Origin of the sequence: Chryseobacterium sp. YIM B08800 (genome assembly GCF_026163565.1) — a bacterium.
GTDB lineage: Bacteria > Bacteroidota > Bacteroidia > Flavobacteriales > Weeksellaceae > Chryseobacterium.
This window is the reverse complement of record NZ_JAPDKN010000007.1, coordinates 22,846-41,510: the sequence shown is the minus strand read 5'-3', so window position 1 is coordinate 41,510 and position 18,665 is coordinate 22,846. Positions and strand designations below refer to the sequence as shown.

Genomic DNA, 18,665 nt, shown 5'->3' with positions numbered 1-18,665 from the left:
GTTTTTTGCGGTTTTTTTTTTCTGCAGTTCATTCTATTTTTCCCGTTGAGTTTTTTAAACGATTTCCAGTTAAAAATTACGGATTTTATTTTTGGAGATTTTACTGGTTTTATTTTAGAATTTTTCTTCAATAAAAAGAATAGCAGAATAGATTACAGTTCAGATAGTTATTCGATGTTAGTTTTAATTATTGTTTTACTTCTTACATCGTTAATTTTTAGTTTTGTGATAAAGAAAAAATGGACGAAACATTTCTTATTAATAACAGAATATGTCTGCGTAATTTACATTTCTGTTATTCTTATAAAATACGGTGTTGATAAAATTTTTAAAGCTCAATTTCCCACACCTGAACCGAATATTCTGTTTACAAGATTCGGAAATTTAGACAAAGATATTTTATTCTGGAGTACGATTGGAACGTCTAAAATTTATAATATCATCATGGGTTCAATTGAATTTTTTTCAGGAGCTTTGTTGTTATTCAAACGCAGTCGGTTTTTAGGATCATTATTGGCGATCATTAGTTTTAGTCAAATATTGATCATCAATATCAGTTTTGATATTTCTGTAAAATTATTTTCACTGATTTTACTTTTAATGAGCTTGTTTTTGGTCAGAAAAAGCGGATGGGAATTTATTTTGAAGATCATTAGTCTACCGAAAAAAACTTTTTTTGACCAAACTTCATTTTTACCATATAAAACCTTTATTAAAATTCTGATTTTAGGAACTATATTTATAAAAATCGGAATACCATATTTCAATAATGATTTTGATGCAGAAAATAAAGATAATTCATTCAATTTAACGGGAGTTTATCAAGTAACTTCTTCCAAAAGTCCTTATCAATATTTATTCTTTCATAAAGACCAATATCTGATTTTAATGGAAAAATCTTCGGAAAAGATGACTTCTTTTCATTATGATATTTCTTTTGATAATCAAATTATCCTTCAAGATGAACAATATCGCATCTCCAAACATTTTTTTGTGAGAAATAAGAAAGACAACACCATTATTTTTTCTTTTGATCATCAAAAGATTCATGCTAAAGCTATTCAACACAATAAAATGAATGCACTGCAGGATAGATTTCATTTTTTGGTTGATTGAGCTTTCTTCCACCAAGTGAAAAGCTCAGTTCACCAAGTTTCCAAAATTTCAGTTTCAAATCGTGGTAATTTTACTTTAGAAATTTAAAATAAACAATATGAAATTTAAACACCTTTTATTAGTAGGAATCTTTGCAGCAGGAAGTTTGATGAATGCGCAGGAAGTAAAGAAAAATGCAATTGAAGTAACGGGAGTTGCCGAAATGGAAGTAGAACCGGATGAGATCATCTTTAGCATCGGTATAAAAGCCGATAACAAAAATCAATTGGCAGACAGTGAAAAACTTTTATTTGAAACACTGAAAAACAACGGTGTAAAAAATGAAGACATTAAATTTAAATCGATGTACCAGAATTTATATTCGAAAACAACGAAGTTTACCAAGAGTTTTCAATTTAAAGTAAATGCGAAAACCAATGTGAGTAAGCTTTTCGAAGATTTAAACCAAAAATGGGTAAGCAATCTGAATATTGCTGAAATTAAAAACACAAAGATTGCAGATTTCAGAAAAACGGTTAAAATCAATGCACTAAAAGCGGCGAAAGAGAAAGCAGATTATCTTTTGGGAAGCATCAACAAAAAGACGGGAGACGCAATTGAGATTACAGAAATTGAAGATTACATGAGCGATTCTATTATGCCCGTTGCTTACAGAAGCAAAATGGCGAATGTACAGTTGGAAGCAGCCGACCAAAGTATGGATTATTCGTTCGACAACATCGAAAATATCAAGCTGAAATACAGCATCAAAACAAAATACGAAATTCTTTAGTTTTTTAAGAGACAGTCAGAAATGGCTGTCTTTTTTTGTTTAAAAAACTTCCACCAAGTGAAAACCTCAGTTCACCAAGTCTTCAGATTTTCGGTGTCTAATCAAAGTAATTTTACTGTAGAACTTTAAAACAATAAACAATGCGACACTCTATTTTAATACTCATTTTTATGGTTTCGTTTTTTAAATCTCAGGAAATAAAAAAAGAGATCGACGTAAAACAAGCGACTGTATTTTTGCAAGGCGCGAAAGTTTTCGGAAGTACAAACGTTACGCTTCAAAAAGGAAGAAATACTGTGAAAATTATTAACCTTCCCAATGATTTGGATGAAAATACATATAAAATCAATCTTGAAAAAAACACTACCCTTTTATCAATCACTCCGCAAAGCAATTATCTAAAAAATGATGAATTGACCGATGTCGAAAAAAAACTGGATGATGAAAGAAAAAAAATTCAGAGACAGGTTAATTTATTGAATATTCAAATTAAAAATCTGACGGGCGAACAAAATATCATTAATGATAATCTTAAAGTTTCAACCAACGATAAATCGACTCCGCAAGAACAGTTGATAAAACTGACTGAATTTTACAGAAAAAGAATGCTGGAAATCGATAATCAGGTTTTTCTTCTGACTGAACAAAAAACTACGCTTGATGAAAGCATTGCTAAAATCAACAAGCAATTTTCTGAAGAACAGACTCATAAAACGCAAAACAGAAAAGAATTAATTCTTGAAATTCTTGCCGAAAATGAAATGAATCTGAATCTTGGACTAAGTTATATCGTTTCAAATGCAGGTTGGGTTCCTTCTTACGATTTGAGAGCTTTGTCAACTAAAAAGCCTTTAGAAATTGTCTACAAAGGAAAAATCTACCAGAAAACAGGACAAGACTGGAACAATGTGAAACTTTTCGTGTCTACTTACAGACCTTCCTACAACCAAAACAGACCCATTTTATCGCCATTGTACGTCGCAGAATATACGGCTTACAATAATGAGGATGTAAAAGTAGGTTATATGCAAAAAGCGAAAGCAGAAATGTCGAATTCTTATCAGATGAGAGCAGAAATTGCTGCACCAAGTCAGATTCCTGTTGCGACAGTTTCGGATAATCAGATGAATGTTTTGTATGAATTGAATTACAATCAAACCATCGTAAGTCAGGAAAAAGAACAATATGTGATTTTAGATAAGAAAAATGTCGAAGCTAATTATAAATATCATACGGTTCCAAAACTAAACAATCAGGTTTTCTTGATGGCTTTTGTGAAAAACTGGCAAAATTTAAATCTTATTTCAGGTGAAGCGAATATTTATTTTGAAGATAACTATATCGGAAAAGCCAATATCACAAGCAATTATGTGAAAGATGAATTCCCGATTTCTCTTGGTGTTGATGAAAGAATTGTGGCAAAACGTACCAAACTTGAAGATAAAACGGCTCAAAAATCCTTCAACTCTAATAAATGGGAAACAGAATCTTACGAAATATTCATCAGAAATAACACGAAAGAAAATATCGAACTGGAAGTTTTAGACCAAATTCCATTAAGTGAAAATCAGAAAATCACAGTGAAAACTTTAAACATTGGAGACGGAAATTTTGATGACAAAACAGGAAGTATTCTTTGGAACAGAAAAATCAACAGCGGAGCTTCAGAAAAAATCAATTTCTCTTATGAAGTAAAATATCCGAAGGAAATGCAAATTCAGTATTACAGTAGGTAGTTACGAGGTTCGAGATGCGTGATACGAGATTTATGATTCGAGGTTTTAGATACGGGTTAAACAATTTGAAACTCAATGTTCATGACTCAAATAATTAACCCCAGTAACCCGAAAGAAGTAAGTTGTTTTATCGCATCCCGCATCCCACAACTCGTAACTCGTAACTCGTAACTCATAACAAAATAAAAAATCATTAAAAACATACAATATGAACACTTTAAAAGTTTTAACAGTAACAGCAAGCGTATTCGCTTTTTTGAGTGCAGGTAAAATTTCAGACAATCGTTGTAGCAGCAAAGCCAACGAGAGAGAAATTGTAGAAAGCAACATTTCAAATCAACCGCAAATTTCGGTTTCAAAAGACAATAAAATTCAGGTTGCTTTGCTTTTGGATACTTCCAACAGTATGGATGGTTTAATAGATCAGGCAAAATCAAGACTCTGGAATATCGTCAATACGTTGACAACTTTGAAATATAACGGACAAGCGCCACAAGTAGAAATTGCTCTTTATGAATACGGAAATGATGGTTTAAAAGATGAAAATTACATCAGACAAGTTACTCCGTTGACGCAAGATCTGGATTTGGTTTCAGAAAAACTTTTCGCTCTCAGAACCAATGGCGGAAATGAATATTGCGGAGCTGTCATTCGTGATGCATCAGCTAATTTGAAATGGGACGGAAACGAGAAAAGCATGAAACTGATTTACATCGCCGGAAATGAACCTTTTGACCAAGGAAGAATCAGTTATAAAGATGTTATTTCTAAAGCTAAAACCAAAAACATTTACATGAATACGATCTTCTGTGGAAGCCGTGAAGAAGGTATTCAGTCGCATTGGCAAAACGGAGCAACTTTAGGAGACGGAAAATATTTTAATATCGACAGCGACCAAAAAGTAATCTACATTGAAACGCCTTATGATGTGAAAATTTCGCAGTACAATTCTAAATTGAATGACACTTACATCTCTTACGGACGACGTGGTTCTGAAATGAAAAACAAGCAAACTACTCAAGATTCAAATGCAGAAATGCAATCGGCTTCGAATGCTGTTGAAAGAGCAGTAAGTAAATCGAAGAAAAATGCTTACAAAAATGACCATTGGGATTTGGTAGATAAAGTTGAAAAAGACAAAAGCTACATTTCATCAATAAAAGAGGAGGAATTACCTTCTGAATTAAAAGGAAAAAGTAAAGATGAAATTCAAAAAATTGTGGCTCAGAAATCTGAGGACCGAGATAAAATTCAAAAAGAAATTGAAGTTTTAGCGAAAAAAAGACAGGAGTTTATCGATATAGAAACCAAAAAACGTGGAAATTCTGAAGGTGATGATTTGGGAAAAGCTATTGAAAAATCTATTGTAGAATTGGCAAAAAAGAACGGATATAGTTTTTAGTTTTGGGATTCGAGTTCCGAGATGCGGGGTACAAGATTCGGGTTTGAAATTATTTTTTATTTATTGATGTTCGGAAGTCCCAAAGGGACGACTTAGTAAAGGATAGGATAAAATCCTATCAACAAAAATATTACGTTTTTTTATCAGTTTTTTAAAATTAGGAAAGGAATTAGTCTCAAACACCAGTTCCGTGAAACAATGATGTGAACGTTAGTATTGTTTATTTTGTTTCGAGCTCGGTTTTGCCGAGCTTGAAACTTTTAAATCATTTTAAAATTATCTTCCAAATTTAAAATATTCAGAAAGCGGATGTGTTTCATTTTTCATAAAAGCAGACGCCATTTCCATTCCGGTAACAGAAAAAGTAATTCCGTTTCCACCAAATCCTAAAACAAAATACGAGTTTTTAAAACCTTCATGAGCTCCGATGTATGGAAGTCCATCTTTTGTTTCACCAAAAGTTCCTGCCCACACAAAATCGGTGTAAAAATGATAATCAGGTTTTATTCTTTTTAGATTTTTCAGAATTTCTTTTTCTTTTTTATTTAATAAAGAGTCGCGTTTTTCGGGATTAGAAAAATCTTCGTCTCCACCACCGATTAGTAGTCTTTCGTCGTCTGTAGATCGCATATAAATGTAGGGATTATCGGTATTCCAAACGAGAGTGTGTTCTATATTTTTAAATTTATCGGTATCAATTTCAGAAACTATGGCAAAGGTACTTTTAAGATCTACGAAATGTTCTTTTATCATTGTTGAACTTTCATAACCTACACAATAAATGATTTTTTTCGCTTTAATATTAAAACCATCCATCGTTAATGCCAAATTATGATCTCGTAAATATTTCACCGATTTCATTTCTGTTTTATCAAAAACTTTTAAGCCTTTATTGACGTTAAATCTCAGCAATTCGTGAGCAAATTTAAACGCATCAATACTTGCGCCTTGTTTAGATAAAATTCCACCATATGTATTTTGAAATCCGAACTTTTCCTCAATATCTTCGCTTCCGAGCCATGTCACATCAAATCCGGCTTTTCTTCGGGCTTCATATTCCTTTTCCAGCCAAATCGCATCTTTCTTTTTCGACGCAAAATATAAAGACTGCTTTCTCTTAAAACCAGATCGGGCTTTTATTTCTTTTGTCAGTTTTTCCAGATCATCTATAGATTTCGAACAAGCTTTGTAACTTTCTACCGCACCTTTTTCACCAATCATTTCAATCAATTCGTACAGCGGAGTATCAATTTCATACTGCAACATTGAGGTTGTCGCTGAAGTGCTTCCGTTACATATTTCACGTTTATCAATTAAAATAGTTTGGTATCCGTCTTTTATCATTTGGTGAGCAATAAGACTTCCTGTAATTCCGCCGCCAATAATAAGAACATCGCATTCTTCATCAGATTTCAGGGAAGGATAGGAAGATATTAAACCATTTTTTAAAAGCCAGAAAGGTTCGTTAGATTTCAAGTCCATAGTTTTATTTTCAAAATCTCAGCAATAATTGAGCCTTAAATGTACCTATTCATTAATTATGGTTTAATTATTGATAAAATAAAATCACCAAAACCACTTAAAATATAAATTATGATAACAATACTTAATGATGCTCCGGAAAATGTAGCAGCTTTCAATGCAACTGGTGAAGTAACCAAAGAAGATTTTGAGAATCTTGTCATTCCTTACGTGAAGAATAAAGTAGAACAATTTGATGAATTAAATTACCTCCTTTATCTGGATACCGATTTAAGCAATTTTACGATGGGAGCCTGGCTTCAGGATGCTCTTTTAGGTATAAAAAATATTACGAAATGGAACAGAGCTGCCATTGTAACAGATGAGGAAGGAGTTCAGAATTTTACAGATATTTTTAGTGTTTTGATGCCCGGAGAATTTAAATCTTTTCCAAAAGAAAATCTCTACAATGCTTTGTATTGGTGTCAAAACGGAAATGAAGTTCATAAATAATTAACAAAAAAGAGAAGCAATTGCTTCTCTTTTTTTATTGGTCACAGGTAGCACATTCTACCGCTATTTCTTTTTCTTCTCCATCTGATGAACGGTACAGATAAAAATAAACAATACTAATAATTAACCCAATCACGGTCATCCCAACTCCTACAAGCGAAGGATAATTGTAAGACAAACCGTGTTCTAAAGGAATTCCGCCCAAGAAAGCACCCATTGCATTTGCAATATTAAATGCAGCCTGCATAAAAGCAGCAGCCATCATTTCACTTTTTGGAGCTGCTTTCATCATCATGATATTAATTGGTGCTGCAACCGACATTGATAAAGCTCCGCAAATAAAGGTTAACACCAACGAAATACTTTGATATTGAGAAAGGAAAAATACTCCAGCCAATGAAGTCATCATTAAAAACAATAATAACGAACAGGTTTTTTCCGGACCTAATCTGTCTGAAAGAAAACCTCCTGCTAAATTTCCAACAACCATTCCTGCACCTGCAAGAATCATCACATAAGCCATATAGCCACTTTCAATTTTTGAAACCACCGTCATTAAAGGGGTAATGTAGCTAAACCAAGTAAATAATCCGCCAAAACCAATTGCCGTAATCATTAAAACCAACCACGATTGTTTCCCTTTCAAAAATTTTAATTCTTCCAAGAAATGACTATCTTCCTTTTTTTCCATTGCAGGAAGCCAAAGTTTTAAAGCTAATAAAGTGGCAATCCCAATCACAGCAACAATTGCAAAATACCAACGCCAGTGAAATTCATGTCCGATGTAAGTTACCAAAGGAACCATCGCCAAATTGGCAACCGTTAATCCAGTAAACATTAATGAAATGTATAATGCTTCCTTCCCTTTTCCTGCCATTCTTGATGCAACCACAGTTCCTACTCCGAAGAATGCACCGTGTGGCAAACCAGACATAAATCTGATAATCAGCATCGAATTATAATCGGGTGCAATAGCAGATAATGCATTGAAAATTGTGAAAATCACCATCAAAGCAAGCAATACTTTTTTAGGGGGAAATTTTACGGAATATCCGATCAAAATAGGTGCTCCAATTACAACTCCTAAAGCATACGCCGCAATTAAATGACCAGCTTGTGGAATGGTAATCTGTAGTGTTTTTGCAATATCGGGAAGCAATCCCATAATTGTAAATTCTGTAGTTCCGATTGCCAAACCACCGATTGCCAAAGGCAAAATTCTTTTATCAAACATCATTAATCAATAATTATTTAAAGCAATATTTCCATTGCTTCTTTTAAAAGCACAAAAGTAATTATAATTGGAAAGAAAATGTTGAAAGGTTTGATATAAATTTTATATCATCACTATAATTAAATCAACTTAAACAATCTTTGAATCAAAAAAATCGCCTCAAAAATTGAAGCGATTTATATTTTAATGAATATGTTTTTCTGCGTGGTAAGAACTTCTCACCAAAGGCGAACTTTCAACGTGTCTGAAACCTAAACTTCTTGCAAAATCTCCGTATTCATCAAACTCTTCAGGCGTGATAAATTTCTTTACTGGGAGATGTTTTTTTGTAGGCTGTAAGTATTGTCCCATTGTAATAACGTCAACATTCGCATTTCTGATGTCTTCAATCGTTTGGAAAACCTCATCTTTCTCTTCACCTAAACCAAGCATTAATCCAGTTTTTGTTCTGTTTTGTCCGGCTTCTTTTAAGTATCTTAAAACTTCAAGACTTCTTTCATATTTCGCCTGAATTCTCACTTCTCTTGTCAAACGTTTTACCGTTTCCATGTTGTGAGAAATTACTTCCGGTGCAACATCTACCAATCTGTCTAAGTGTTTTGTAAGACCTTGAAAATCCGGTATCAAAGTTTCCATTGTCGTTCCCGGAGAAATTCTTCTTACTGCATTTACAGTTTCACCCCAAAGAATAGAACCCATATCTTTTAAATCGTCACGGTCAACAGAAGTTAAAACAGCGTGTTTGATCTTCATTAATTTAATTGAACGGGCTACTTTTTCAGGTTCATCCCAGTTTACATCCATTGGTTTTCCGGTTTTTACACCGCAAAATCCACAACTTCTTGTACAGATATTTCCTAAAATCATGAAAGTTGCCGTTCCTTCTCCCCAGCATTCACCCATATTTGGGCAGCTTCCACTTTGGCAAATTGTATTTAATTTATATTTATCAACCAAAGTTCTCAATTCTCTGTAATTCTTTCCGGTAGGAAGTTTTACACGAATCCATTTTGGTTTTTGAACGGTAGTATCTTGAACTAAATTCTCCATTTATCTCTCAAATTGAGGGTCAAAGTTAGTGATTTTTTTATCGACTTCATCTACGATGCAAATTGATGGAAATGATAATTTATTTTACCTCGAATACAATTACTAATGAGTGAATATTTTATTCTTTGCCACGAATGAAATAATTTCACTGCAACTTATAACAAATAATTCGTGTATTCGCGGCACAAAATATTAGTTGATAAAACTAATTATCCTCAAATTCATTATTTTTCAACAACTCAGCTAAAACTTTTTTCGCTCTCATTACACGAACTTTCGTGTTGGCAACAGAGATTCCAAGCTCTTCGGCGATTTCTTTAATGCTTTTTTCTTCAAAAAATCTCAATCTGATAATATCCTGATAATTGGCATCTAAAGATTCAATTGTTTTGATGATTTTCTTTTGTTCTTCCTCAGAAATCATCAACTCTTCCGGAGATTTTGCATAATGATTTTTTACTTCATCCAGATTTTCGGTAGGATCTTGATTTTCACGACTTTTTCTACGCCAAAAATCAATAATTGTATTTTGAGCAATGGTCAAAATCCAGGTTTTAAACTGAAAATGAGGATCGTACAAATCCAATTTCGATAAAACTTTTGAAAAAACATTTACCGTAATTTCATCTGCATCATTTTCGTCATGCACCTTCTTCATCACAAAAGAAAAAACATCCAACCAAAAAACATTGATCAGTTTAGTTTGTGCTTTCTGGTCTTTTTCCTTTGCTTTTTGGATGAGAGGAAATAATTGCTCGTCTTTCATTATTAACAAATATAATTGAATTTTATTTAAAATTCAATATTCAAGGTTTAAAGTTCAATGTTTAAGATTTGATTTTGAATAAAAGAAATTCTCTCTTTTAAAACTGACAACATTGAACACGAAACTCGAAACCCGAAACTCAAGTGATTTTCTTATCTTTGCGTATTAAATTTTAAACTGAAAAAAATAATGAACTCTTTTATTGAAGAACTGAAATGGCGCGGTCTTTTTGCCGATATGATGCCCGGAACAGATGAACAACTGAATAAGGAAATGACAACTGCCTATATCGGTTTTGATCCTACTGCAGATTCTTTACATATCGGAAGTCTTATTCAGATTAAAATTCTGGCTCATTTTCAGCAGCATGGTCATAAACCTATCGCTTTGGTAGGTGGCGCAACAGGAATGATTGGTGACCCTTCAGGTAAATCTGCAGAGAGAAATCTTTTGGATGAAGCAACGCTTTTACATTATGTTGACTGTTTGCAAAACCAACTTTCCAGATTTTTAAATTTTGATGGAAATGAAACCAACAAAGCCGAATTGGTCAACAATTACGACTGGATGAAAAATATTTCTTTCCTTGATTTTGCTAAAAATGTTGGAAAAAACATCACGGTCAACTACATGATGGCAAAAGATTCTGTAAAGAAAAGACTTTCAGGAGAAGCTGGTGTTGACGGAATGAGTTTTACAGAATTCACTTATCAATTAATCCAAGGTTTTGATTTTCTACATTTATATCAGAATAATGGTGTAAAACTTCAGATGGGAGGTTCTGACCAATGGGGAAATATCACAACAGGTACAGAATTGATCCGTAGAAAAGCTCAGGGAGAAGCATTTGCTTTAACAGTTCCTTTGATTACAAAAGCTGACGGTTCTAAATTTGGAAAATCTGAAAGCGGAGAAAATTATTGGTTAGATAAAAAGAAAACTTCACCTTATAAATTCTATCAATTTTGGTTGAATGCAACCGATGATGATGCTGAAAGATTCATTAAATTCTATACTTTTTTAGGAAAAGAAGAAATTGAAGCTTTAATTGAAGAACATAAAACAGCTCCTCACGAAAGAAAACTTCAGAAAAAACTGGCTGAAGAAGTTACCGTTTGGGTTCATGGAAGAGAAGAATACGAAAGAGCTTTAAAAGCTTCAGAAATTCTGTTTGGAAAATCTACTGCAGAAGATTTAGTCAGTCTCGATGAAGAAATTTTCTTAGAAATTTTTGACGGAGTTCCTCAGAAAGAAGTGGCTAAAGCGGATGTTTTAGGAATTAACATTGTTGATTTACTTTCAGAAAAATCAGGTTTCCTGAAATCTAAAAGTGAGGCTACAAGAGAATTGAAAGGAAATTCAATTTCCGTAAACAAAGAAAAAGTAAACGACGTTTATACGGCAAACGAAACAGATTTGATTGACGGCAAATTCTTATTACTGCAAAAAGGAAAGAAAAGTTATTTTATTGTAAAAGTGATTTAATCGTAGAACCTATTTAAATTTAATATTAATTCTTTAACATTAAGAAATTAAGACCATTAGCTTAAAAACTTAATCAAAATCAATATATTGATTTCTTAACATCATTTAGCTTAATGAACTAAAAACCTTAATGTTAAAAATAGAATAAACAAAGTTTATTTAAATTAAGAAAATTAAGATAAAGAAAATAATCCGACTCATTTTTTGAGGCGGATTATTTTTTTATAAAAGTGGATAGTTTTTAAAATGTATAACTTGTAGAAGCCGATAAGGTCATTCCGCTCGAGACACTTTCTTTTTTAAGCTGACCATCTACCCAAATCTGGACTTTCAAAGTAGATGCAGCATCAACTCCTGTTGCATTTACCACAACATTGGTATTATAAACTACGCCTTCTGCAGTGAGTTCCGGGCTACTCCATGTTGTTCCGCTCAAACCAGTTACAGTGATAGGGTTTCCGTCGATTCCGTAAACGGCTTTACTGATATTAACTCCGGATGAACCTTCTGCCTTGAAAATTATTTTTTGAGTTTTAACATCTTCAGAAGCATCATCATCTTTGCGACAAGATTCAACAAAACTCAAAACCATTACTGTCATTACAGCGACAAATAATCCTTTACATACACAGCTCAATTTTATTTTTTTCATAAATTTATTTTGTTAATAGTACTCAGAATCTCTTGATTTAGCAGTAGCAAAGATAATATAGATTCAAAAATACTGTCAATCCTCAAATTTAAAAAAAATATCCTACCCTATTTTAGATATTTTTCAATTCTATTTTCATAAACCGACTTCGTTAATTTCCATAGAAAGGATAATGATTTATTCTGTCAAAAAAAGTCCGATTCAGAACTGAACCGGACTTTTTTTCATCATTAGTTTATATTTAGAATGTGTGACTTGCTGAAGCTGATAAATACTGTCCGCTTGAAGTTCCTTCTTTTTTAAGTTCACCATCTACCCAGATCTGAACCTTCAAAGTAGATGAAGCACTCGCTCCTACCGCATTTACAGCAACATTTGCGCTCATTGCTCCTGCTTCAGTAGTGATTTCCGGGCTTGACCATGTTGTTCCGCTTAAACTGGTTGCAGTAGTAGGATTTCCATCAATACCGTAAACAGCGATCTCAATATTGCTTCCTGCAGATGCTTCTGCTTTGAAAACTACTTTATGCGTTTTGTTGGTTCCGGGAATATTGTCGTCGTCATCATTGCTGCACGATGTTACAAAGCCAAGAACCAACGCCACCATCACCATTACAAATGAGCCTTTCAATACTTTTTTCAATTTCATTTTTTTCATAATTTCTCTTGTTAAATATTACTGTTAATTTTTATTTGTAATCTTTCTGATTTAGTACCTGCAAAGCTATGACTGTCTGAAAAGGCAGTCAATCCTTAGAATTAAGGAAAATATTCTACCTAATTTTAGGTATTTTTCAGTTCTTAATTTTTCACTAAATTGTGGAGTTTTATTTTCAATAATGAAATTGATATAATGAAGAACCACCTCATCACTATTTGTATATTTTTATTTACTTATGTACAATCGCAGCAACTCATTCCACTGAATGAGAAAAGCTATTCAGACAGTCTGAAAACTGTTGTAAACAGCAAGGTTGACAACAATGCGAAAGCGAATTCATATTTCTTATTATCCAACTTTTACAGAAATACAGACTCTCTTTTAAGTAAAAACTATTTAGAAAAAGGGAAAGCTTTAAGTGCAAAAACACCTTTAAATACAGCAAAATATCATTATTATGAAGGTTGGCATTTTTTAGAAAGCAATAAAGATAAAGCAGCAGCCTCATTTCAAAAAGCCATACAGGAATTTTCTAAAATTAAAACCGAAGAAGCGGATTTTTATATCGCTTCATCGTGGTACAACTATGGCGTTACCCAGAAAAACAAAGAAGGCTACCCTTTTTTGGTGAAAATTTTGGTTGAAAAATGCATTCCTCAGATTGAAAAATATAAGAATCATAAAACTTTAGGACAATTCTATTCTCAGCTTGCTATCATTCTTACCTATAACGCCGAATTTCCAAAAGCCTTTGAATACAATACAAAAGCAATTAAAATATTAGAAAAAAATGCACCTCATTCTCCGGAATTGTTTTTTGCATACCTCAACACCGCAAGCAATTTTTGTTATCAGGCAAAAGGTGATGAAGCCAAAAAATATTTAGACAAAGCAGAAAAACTTATTCAGCCTTATCCGGAATCTTCTTCCAATGCTTCTTTCTATTATGGAAAAACGCTTTACTTTATTACTAAACAGAAAAATGAAGAAGCACTTCCAATGATTGAAAAAGGTTTGATTTATGCTAAAAAGTCTAACCAAAATCTGTTAACGCAAATGTTTTACATGAATAAATATGATATTTTAAGGAAACAGAATAAACTGAATGAAGCGAAAAATGTTCTGGAAAATATCTTATCCGAAAAGACACTCATCATTGATGCCAACAACAGAAAAGCTTTTTACAACCAGCTTTCGAGCCTTAATGAACAAATGGGAAATCTGAAAGAAGCTTTGGTCTGGGAAAAGAAATATTCAAAATTAAACGACAGCTTAAGCTCTGAAAATGTAAAGCTCGAGCTCAATACATTGGAAACAAAATTCAGAACTGCAGAAAAGCAAAAAGAAATTGCCAACCTGAATACCGAAAAAGCACAAAAAGAACTGGAGATCAATAAGAAAAATCAGTATTTATGGTTATTGATTTTTGCATCATTATTCCTTCTTATTTTAATTATTTCGATTTATTTCTACACTAAAAAATTAGCCAAAGAAAAAGAGATTAACCATTCTCAGAAGTTGAAAGAAATCGCACAACAGGAAGAATTGAAAATAACAAAAGCAATTCTTGAAGGTGAGGAAAAAGAAAGAGAAAGAGTGGGAAAAGACCTTCACGACGGACTTGGAGGAATGCTTGCCGGAGTGAAAATAAATTTTTCAGCGTGGGCTTCACAAAATTTAGAACAAGAAAAAAAACAAAACTTCAACGGAATTTTAAATCAATTGGATCATTCGGTGACCGAGCTTAGAAATATTGCCAGAAATCTGATGCCCGAATCTCTTTTGAAATTTGGTTTAGAAACCGCTTTAAAAGACTTGGCTGAATTCTACACCAGAAAAGATTTACATATTGACTTTCAGCCTATTGATATTAATACCAATCTTCCTTTGGCGGTACAGATCAATATTTTCAGGATCGTACAGGAAATTCTGGCTAATGCCGTAAAACATTCCGAAGCTGAAAACATTCTGCTACAATGCTCTCAATCGAAAGAAGTATTTTTAATTACCATTGAAGATGATGGCAAAGGTTTTTCACAAGATCCTTCACCAACCAAAAGTATGGGACTTCATAATCTCAAAACCCGAGTAGATTATTTAAAAGGAAAAATGGAAATCAATTCTGATGATGAAGGAACGGCAATTAATATAGAACTCAACACCCATGCAATCTCATAAAATCAACATCGTCATTGTAGATGACCATCCTATCGTTATCGAAGGGCTGAAGATCATGTTATCTGACAAGCCTTTTTTTCATATTGCAAAAACGTTTACCAACGGTGGTGAGGTCATTCAGTTTATTACATCTAATGAAGTGGATATTATTCTTCTCGATATTTCTCTGCCCGACATCAGCGGAATTCAGTTATGTGAAGAAATTAAAAAAATTTCTCCGAATACGTCGGTCATTATGTTCAGCAATCGTTCTGAAAGAAGCATTATCATGCAGTGTATACAAAACGGAGCCAGCGGTTATTTGTTGAAAAATGTTTCTCTGGAAGAATTGATGGAATGTTTTCACGGCGCACTTTCCGGCAATATTGTTTTCTGTAACGAAACCAAAAACATCATCAGTAAACCTTCACCACAGGAATTAACCACTACTCCACGCTTAACAAAACGCGAAAAACAGATTCTACAGTTTTTAGCCAAAGGAAAAACAAGCAATGAGATCGCTGATGAACTTTTTTTAAGCCCTTTAACTGTTGATACCCACCGTAAAAATATACTTCAGAAATTTGGTGCTAAAAATTCGGCTGAGTTGGTGAATATGGCGATACAGCAGAATATGATCTTGGAATAAAAAAACCTCTGAGATTTTCAGAGGTTTTAGTTTATATTTTAGTGCATTGCTTCACTCAAATCTATTTTTTCTTTGCTTTTCCGTTCTCTGATAAATAGAATAAACGGAATACAGATCAGGAATGCTACCCCAAGATAAAGGAAAACATCCATGTAAGATAAAACGGTTGCCTGTTTGGTGACAGTCATATCCAAAACTTTGTAAGCGGCATTCATCGCTGCATCAGGAGTCATCCCTTTAGCTATAAAATTAGCTTTTAGACCGGCCAATCGCTGTTGAACATCAAAGCTGTCTCCATCTAAATGCGAAATTAAATTCAGCCTGTATTTCTGACTGGCGTTTGCAATAAATGTTGTAATCGCTGCAATTCCAAAAGAACCACCAAGCTGTCTCATCATTCCTGTAAAAGCTGCTCCCTGCCCAATTTCCTGACCTTTCAATGTGCTTAATGATAAAGATGTGATTGGAATAAACAATAAACCAAGTCCCATTCCTCGTACAATCAGCATCCAGAAAAAGGCTTCTTTACTCGTATCTGGTGTCAGAATTTTGTATCCCCAGAAACTGTAAACAAAGAAGATAAATAATCCCAGGGAAACCAAAATCTGCTGTTTTGCACCTTTTGAAAGCAATCTTCCGATAATCGGCATCATGAAAGCTGTTGTAAGCGCCGCCGGAATCATTAATGCTCCTGACTGAAGCGCCGTCCAACCCAAAATACTCTGCGTATATAAAGGAACGATAAACGTTGAACCATATAAACCGAATCCTAATACGAAGGACATCACGGTTCCGATCCTCAGATTTCCGTTCTTTAAAACCCGGAGCTCCACAATCGGATATTTAAAGGTGAGCTCTCGCCAGAGGAATAATATAAATCCTAAAACAGCTGTTGTGGTGAAGGTTACAATCATTCCGCTTTCAAACCAGTCTTCTTCATGGCCTCTTTCCAAAATAAACTGCAGAGATCCTACGGTTACTGCCAATAAAGCAATTCCGAGCCAGTCGACGTCTGAAGCTTTTCTTTTTTCGGAGAATTTCGGGCTTTTTACAAACTGTAAAGTCATTAACGTCGCTGCAATCCCGATTGGAATATTGATGTAAAAAATATACGGCCAACTGTAATTATCAACGATATAACCTCCCAAAGGCGGACCTAAAGTAGGACCAATAATTACTCCCAAACCGTAAATTGCCTGCGCCATACTACGTTTTTCAACAGGATAAGATTCGGTAATAATGGTTTGCGAGGTTACGAGCAATGCTCCACCGCCAATTCCCTGACATAATCTGAAGAACACCAGTTCCCAAATATTTTCGGCATTTCCGCATAAAAATGAAAATACAGTAAATATAATAATGGAAGCTGCGAAATAATTTCTTCTTCCGAACTGCTGTGAAAGCCAGCTCGTCATAGGTACAATGATTACGTTACCAATAGCATATGCTGTGATTACCCAACCCACTTCAGAAAGTGTGGCACCCATGTTTCCCTTCATTTCGTTGAGGGCAACATTTACAATCGTGGAATCCACAATTTCTAGCAAAGCACAAAGAATCGCTGTAATCGTGATGATTACTCTTCGGGCTCCATATTCTACTAATGAATCTTGCATTGATTTTTTAATGTGTTTTAAAGAACGTTGAGGTTAAGATTTAGCTTGAGAATAAAACATTTCTAAAGCTTAAAATCATTACTCCTCATCTTTAAGAATTATAAAAAGTGAATTGTCAATAGTTTATCAACTTCATGGCCAACTTTACTACTTCATTTCCAATCTGTCATCAGTCATCATCAAAACCTTCATCAATCTTCGTGCATCTAATTCTTCAACATTCATAATTGACTTGCTTCCGCAAAACTGACAATTCACTTAACTAACTTTTTCAATATTATTTTAAAGAAACCTCTGCTTTCACATTCATCCCTGTTCTTAATCTTTTTGCAATGTTTGGATCAAGTTTTACAAAATCGATTTTTATAGGAAGTCTTTGTACAACTTTTACAAAGTTTCCGCTTGCGTTATCCGGAGGCAAAATAGAGAATGTAGATCCTGTTGCCGGAGAGAAAGAGCTTACTACTCCTTCAAATTCTATATCAGGAAAAGCATCAATTTCTATTTTCACTTTTTGTCCTTCAACCATTTTAGCAACCTGAGTTTCTTTAAAATTGGCAATTACCCATTTCTGATCATTTTTAACCAAGCTAAATAACTGTGCACCTGCCTGTAAAAACTGACCTGTCTGGATAGGAACTTTCCCAACAAAACCATCTTCCGGAGCTGTAATTACTGTATAGGAAAGATTTAATTTTGCACTTTCCACATCTACTTCTCTTTGCTTCGCAACCGATCCTGCAACTGAAATCTGTTGAGAACTAGCTTCCGTTTGAGAAGAAGCGATTCCTGTTTGTTGTGCAATCTGATTTCTTGTATCTACTAAAACCTGCAATTGTTTATCTGCAGACTGTTTTGCAGCTAGAGCCTGTTCGTACTGCTGTTCTGTAATCGAGTGATCTTTTACAAGAACTGAATATCTTTTTAAATCCTGAGAAGTTTTCCAAACGTTTACTTTTGCTGCTTCAATTTGTGCATTTGCTGTTGCTACAGCAGCCTGAGAGCTATTTATATTCTTTGAAGTTGCATTAGTAGAAGACTTTGCAGAAGAAATATTGCTTTGTGCAGTTGACAAAGCTGCCTGAGCTTGTTCTAAAGCCATTTTCTGATCTTTATTATCTAAAATAACCAGTGTATCACCTTTTTTTACAAACTGATTGTCTTTTACTTTTACTTCTGCTACATATCCTGAGATTTTAGAAATTACAGGATTCATGTTAGAAGCGATCTGAGCATCATCCGTTTCTTCGTGAAACTGACCATACGTGTAAGATCTGTAACCGAAAATTCCGCCACCGATTACTACTACCGCTAATATTATTGGGAAAACTAAACTTTTTTTCTTTTTTGGTTCAGTTGCTTGAGTATTGTTATTTTCCATTTTGGATATTGTTC

The 18,665-nt window shown here is 33.8% G+C and carries 16 protein-coding genes; 8 read left to right on the top strand and 8 right to left on the bottom strand.

From position 1 onward, the window contains the following. Positions 1–45 precede the first annotated feature (45 nt). The 4 genes from OEW74_RS03700 (at position 46) to OEW74_RS03685 (ending at position 5,026) form a co-directional block, all read left to right on the top strand. Positions 46–1,116 carry a hypothetical protein gene (locus OEW74_RS03700; RefSeq protein WP_265427211.1) on the top strand — a complete coding sequence of 357 codons (1,071 nt, stop codon included), beginning with the start codon at positions 46–48 and terminating at the stop codon, positions 1,114–1,116. Positions 1,117–1,213: 97 nt separating this feature from the next. Further along, positions 1,214–1,888 carry an SIMPL domain-containing protein gene (locus OEW74_RS03695; protein WP_265427210.1) on the top strand — a complete coding sequence of 225 codons (675 nt, stop codon included), beginning with the start codon at positions 1,214–1,216 and terminating at the stop codon, positions 1,886–1,888. A gap of 140 nt (positions 1,889–2,028) precedes the next feature. Further along, complete coding sequence (locus OEW74_RS03690; RefSeq protein ID WP_265427209.1) at positions 2,029–3,624, top strand: DUF4139 domain-containing protein; 1,596 nt, start codon at positions 2,029–2,031, stop codon at positions 3,622–3,624. A gap of 208 nt (positions 3,625–3,832) precedes the next feature. Then, positions 3,833–5,026: a vWA domain-containing protein gene (locus OEW74_RS03685; RefSeq protein ID WP_265427208.1), complete on the top strand. Its 1,194-nt coding sequence runs from the start codon at positions 3,833–3,835 to the stop codon at positions 5,024–5,026. A 276-nt stretch (positions 5,027–5,302) separates the two neighbouring features. Here OEW74_RS03685 and OEW74_RS03680 read toward each other — a convergent pair whose 3' ends face one another. Continuing rightward, on the bottom strand, positions 5,303–6,508 hold the full coding sequence (locus OEW74_RS03680) for an NAD(P)/FAD-dependent oxidoreductase (protein WP_265427207.1): 1,206 nt from the start codon (positions 6,506–6,508) through the stop codon (positions 5,303–5,305). Positions 6,509–6,619: 111 nt separating this feature from the next. Here OEW74_RS03680 and OEW74_RS03675 point away from each other — a divergent pair, with 111 nt between their 5' ends. Continuing rightward, positions 6,620–7,000 (top strand): STAS/SEC14 domain-containing protein, encoded by a 381-nt coding sequence (locus OEW74_RS03675; RefSeq protein WP_102978394.1) that lies wholly within the window; start codon positions 6,620–6,622, stop codon positions 6,998–7,000. 34 nt (positions 7,001–7,034) lie between these two features. Here OEW74_RS03675 and OEW74_RS03670 read toward each other — a convergent pair whose 3' ends face one another. The 3 genes from OEW74_RS03670 to OEW74_RS03660 form a co-directional block, all read right to left on the bottom strand. Beyond that, positions 7,035–8,237: an MFS transporter gene (locus tag OEW74_RS03670; protein WP_265427206.1), complete on the bottom strand. Its 1,203-nt coding sequence runs from the start codon at positions 8,235–8,237 to the stop codon at positions 7,035–7,037. A 180-nt stretch (positions 8,238–8,417) separates the two neighbouring features. Further along, entirely contained in the window at positions 8,418–9,284 is an 867-nt protein-coding gene (gene lipA / locus OEW74_RS03665; protein WP_204536737.1) for a lipoyl synthase, read from the bottom strand. Between the two features lie 205 nt (positions 9,285–9,489). Continuing rightward, entirely contained in the window at positions 9,490–10,050 is a 561-nt protein-coding gene (locus OEW74_RS03660) for an RNA polymerase sigma factor (RefSeq protein WP_265427205.1), read from the bottom strand. 189 nt (positions 10,051–10,239) lie between these two features. On the opposite strand from OEW74_RS03660, the gene tyrS reads away from it, so the two are divergent. Continuing rightward, on the top strand, positions 10,240–11,535 hold the full coding sequence (gene tyrS / locus OEW74_RS03655) for a tyrosine--tRNA ligase (RefSeq protein WP_265427204.1): 1,296 nt from the start codon (positions 10,240–10,242) through the stop codon (positions 11,533–11,535). 241 nt (positions 11,536–11,776) lie between these two features. On the opposite strand, the gene OEW74_RS03650 is transcribed toward tyrS, so the two are convergent. Further along, positions 11,777–12,187 carry a hypothetical protein gene (locus tag OEW74_RS03650; protein WP_265427203.1) on the bottom strand — a complete coding sequence of 137 codons (411 nt, stop codon included), beginning with the start codon at positions 12,185–12,187 and terminating at the stop codon, positions 11,777–11,779. A gap of 241 nt (positions 12,188–12,428) precedes the next feature. Then, complete coding sequence (locus OEW74_RS03645) at positions 12,429–12,836, bottom strand: MmpS family transport accessory protein (RefSeq protein WP_265427202.1); 408 nt, start codon at positions 12,834–12,836, stop codon at positions 12,429–12,431. Positions 12,837–13,040: 204 nt separating this feature from the next. Here OEW74_RS03645 and OEW74_RS03640 point away from each other — a divergent pair, with 204 nt between their 5' ends. Next, positions 13,041–15,026: an ATP-binding protein gene (locus OEW74_RS03640; protein WP_265427201.1), complete on the top strand. Its 1,986-nt coding sequence runs from the start codon at positions 13,041–13,043 to the stop codon at positions 15,024–15,026. After that, positions 15,013–15,654, top strand: coding sequence for a response regulator transcription factor (locus OEW74_RS03635; RefSeq protein WP_265427200.1), 642 nt, complete (start codon positions 15,013–15,015; stop codon positions 15,652–15,654). Before OEW74_RS03640 ends, OEW74_RS03635 begins: the two co-directional genes overlap by 14 nt. A 38-nt stretch (positions 15,655–15,692) precedes the next feature. Here the strand turns inward: OEW74_RS03635 and OEW74_RS03630 are convergent, their stop codons facing one another. Further along, the gene (locus OEW74_RS03630; protein WP_265427199.1) at positions 15,693–17,270 is read right to left on the bottom strand and encodes a DHA2 family efflux MFS transporter permease subunit; all 1,578 of its coding nucleotides are present in this window, start codon (positions 17,268–17,270) and stop codon (positions 15,693–15,695) included. A 277-nt stretch (positions 17,271–17,547) separates the two neighbouring features. Then, positions 17,548–18,651 carry an HlyD family secretion protein gene (locus OEW74_RS03625; RefSeq protein WP_265427198.1) on the bottom strand — a complete coding sequence of 368 codons (1,104 nt, stop codon included), beginning with the start codon at positions 18,649–18,651 and terminating at the stop codon, positions 17,548–17,550. Positions 18,652–18,665 lie beyond the last annotated feature (14 nt).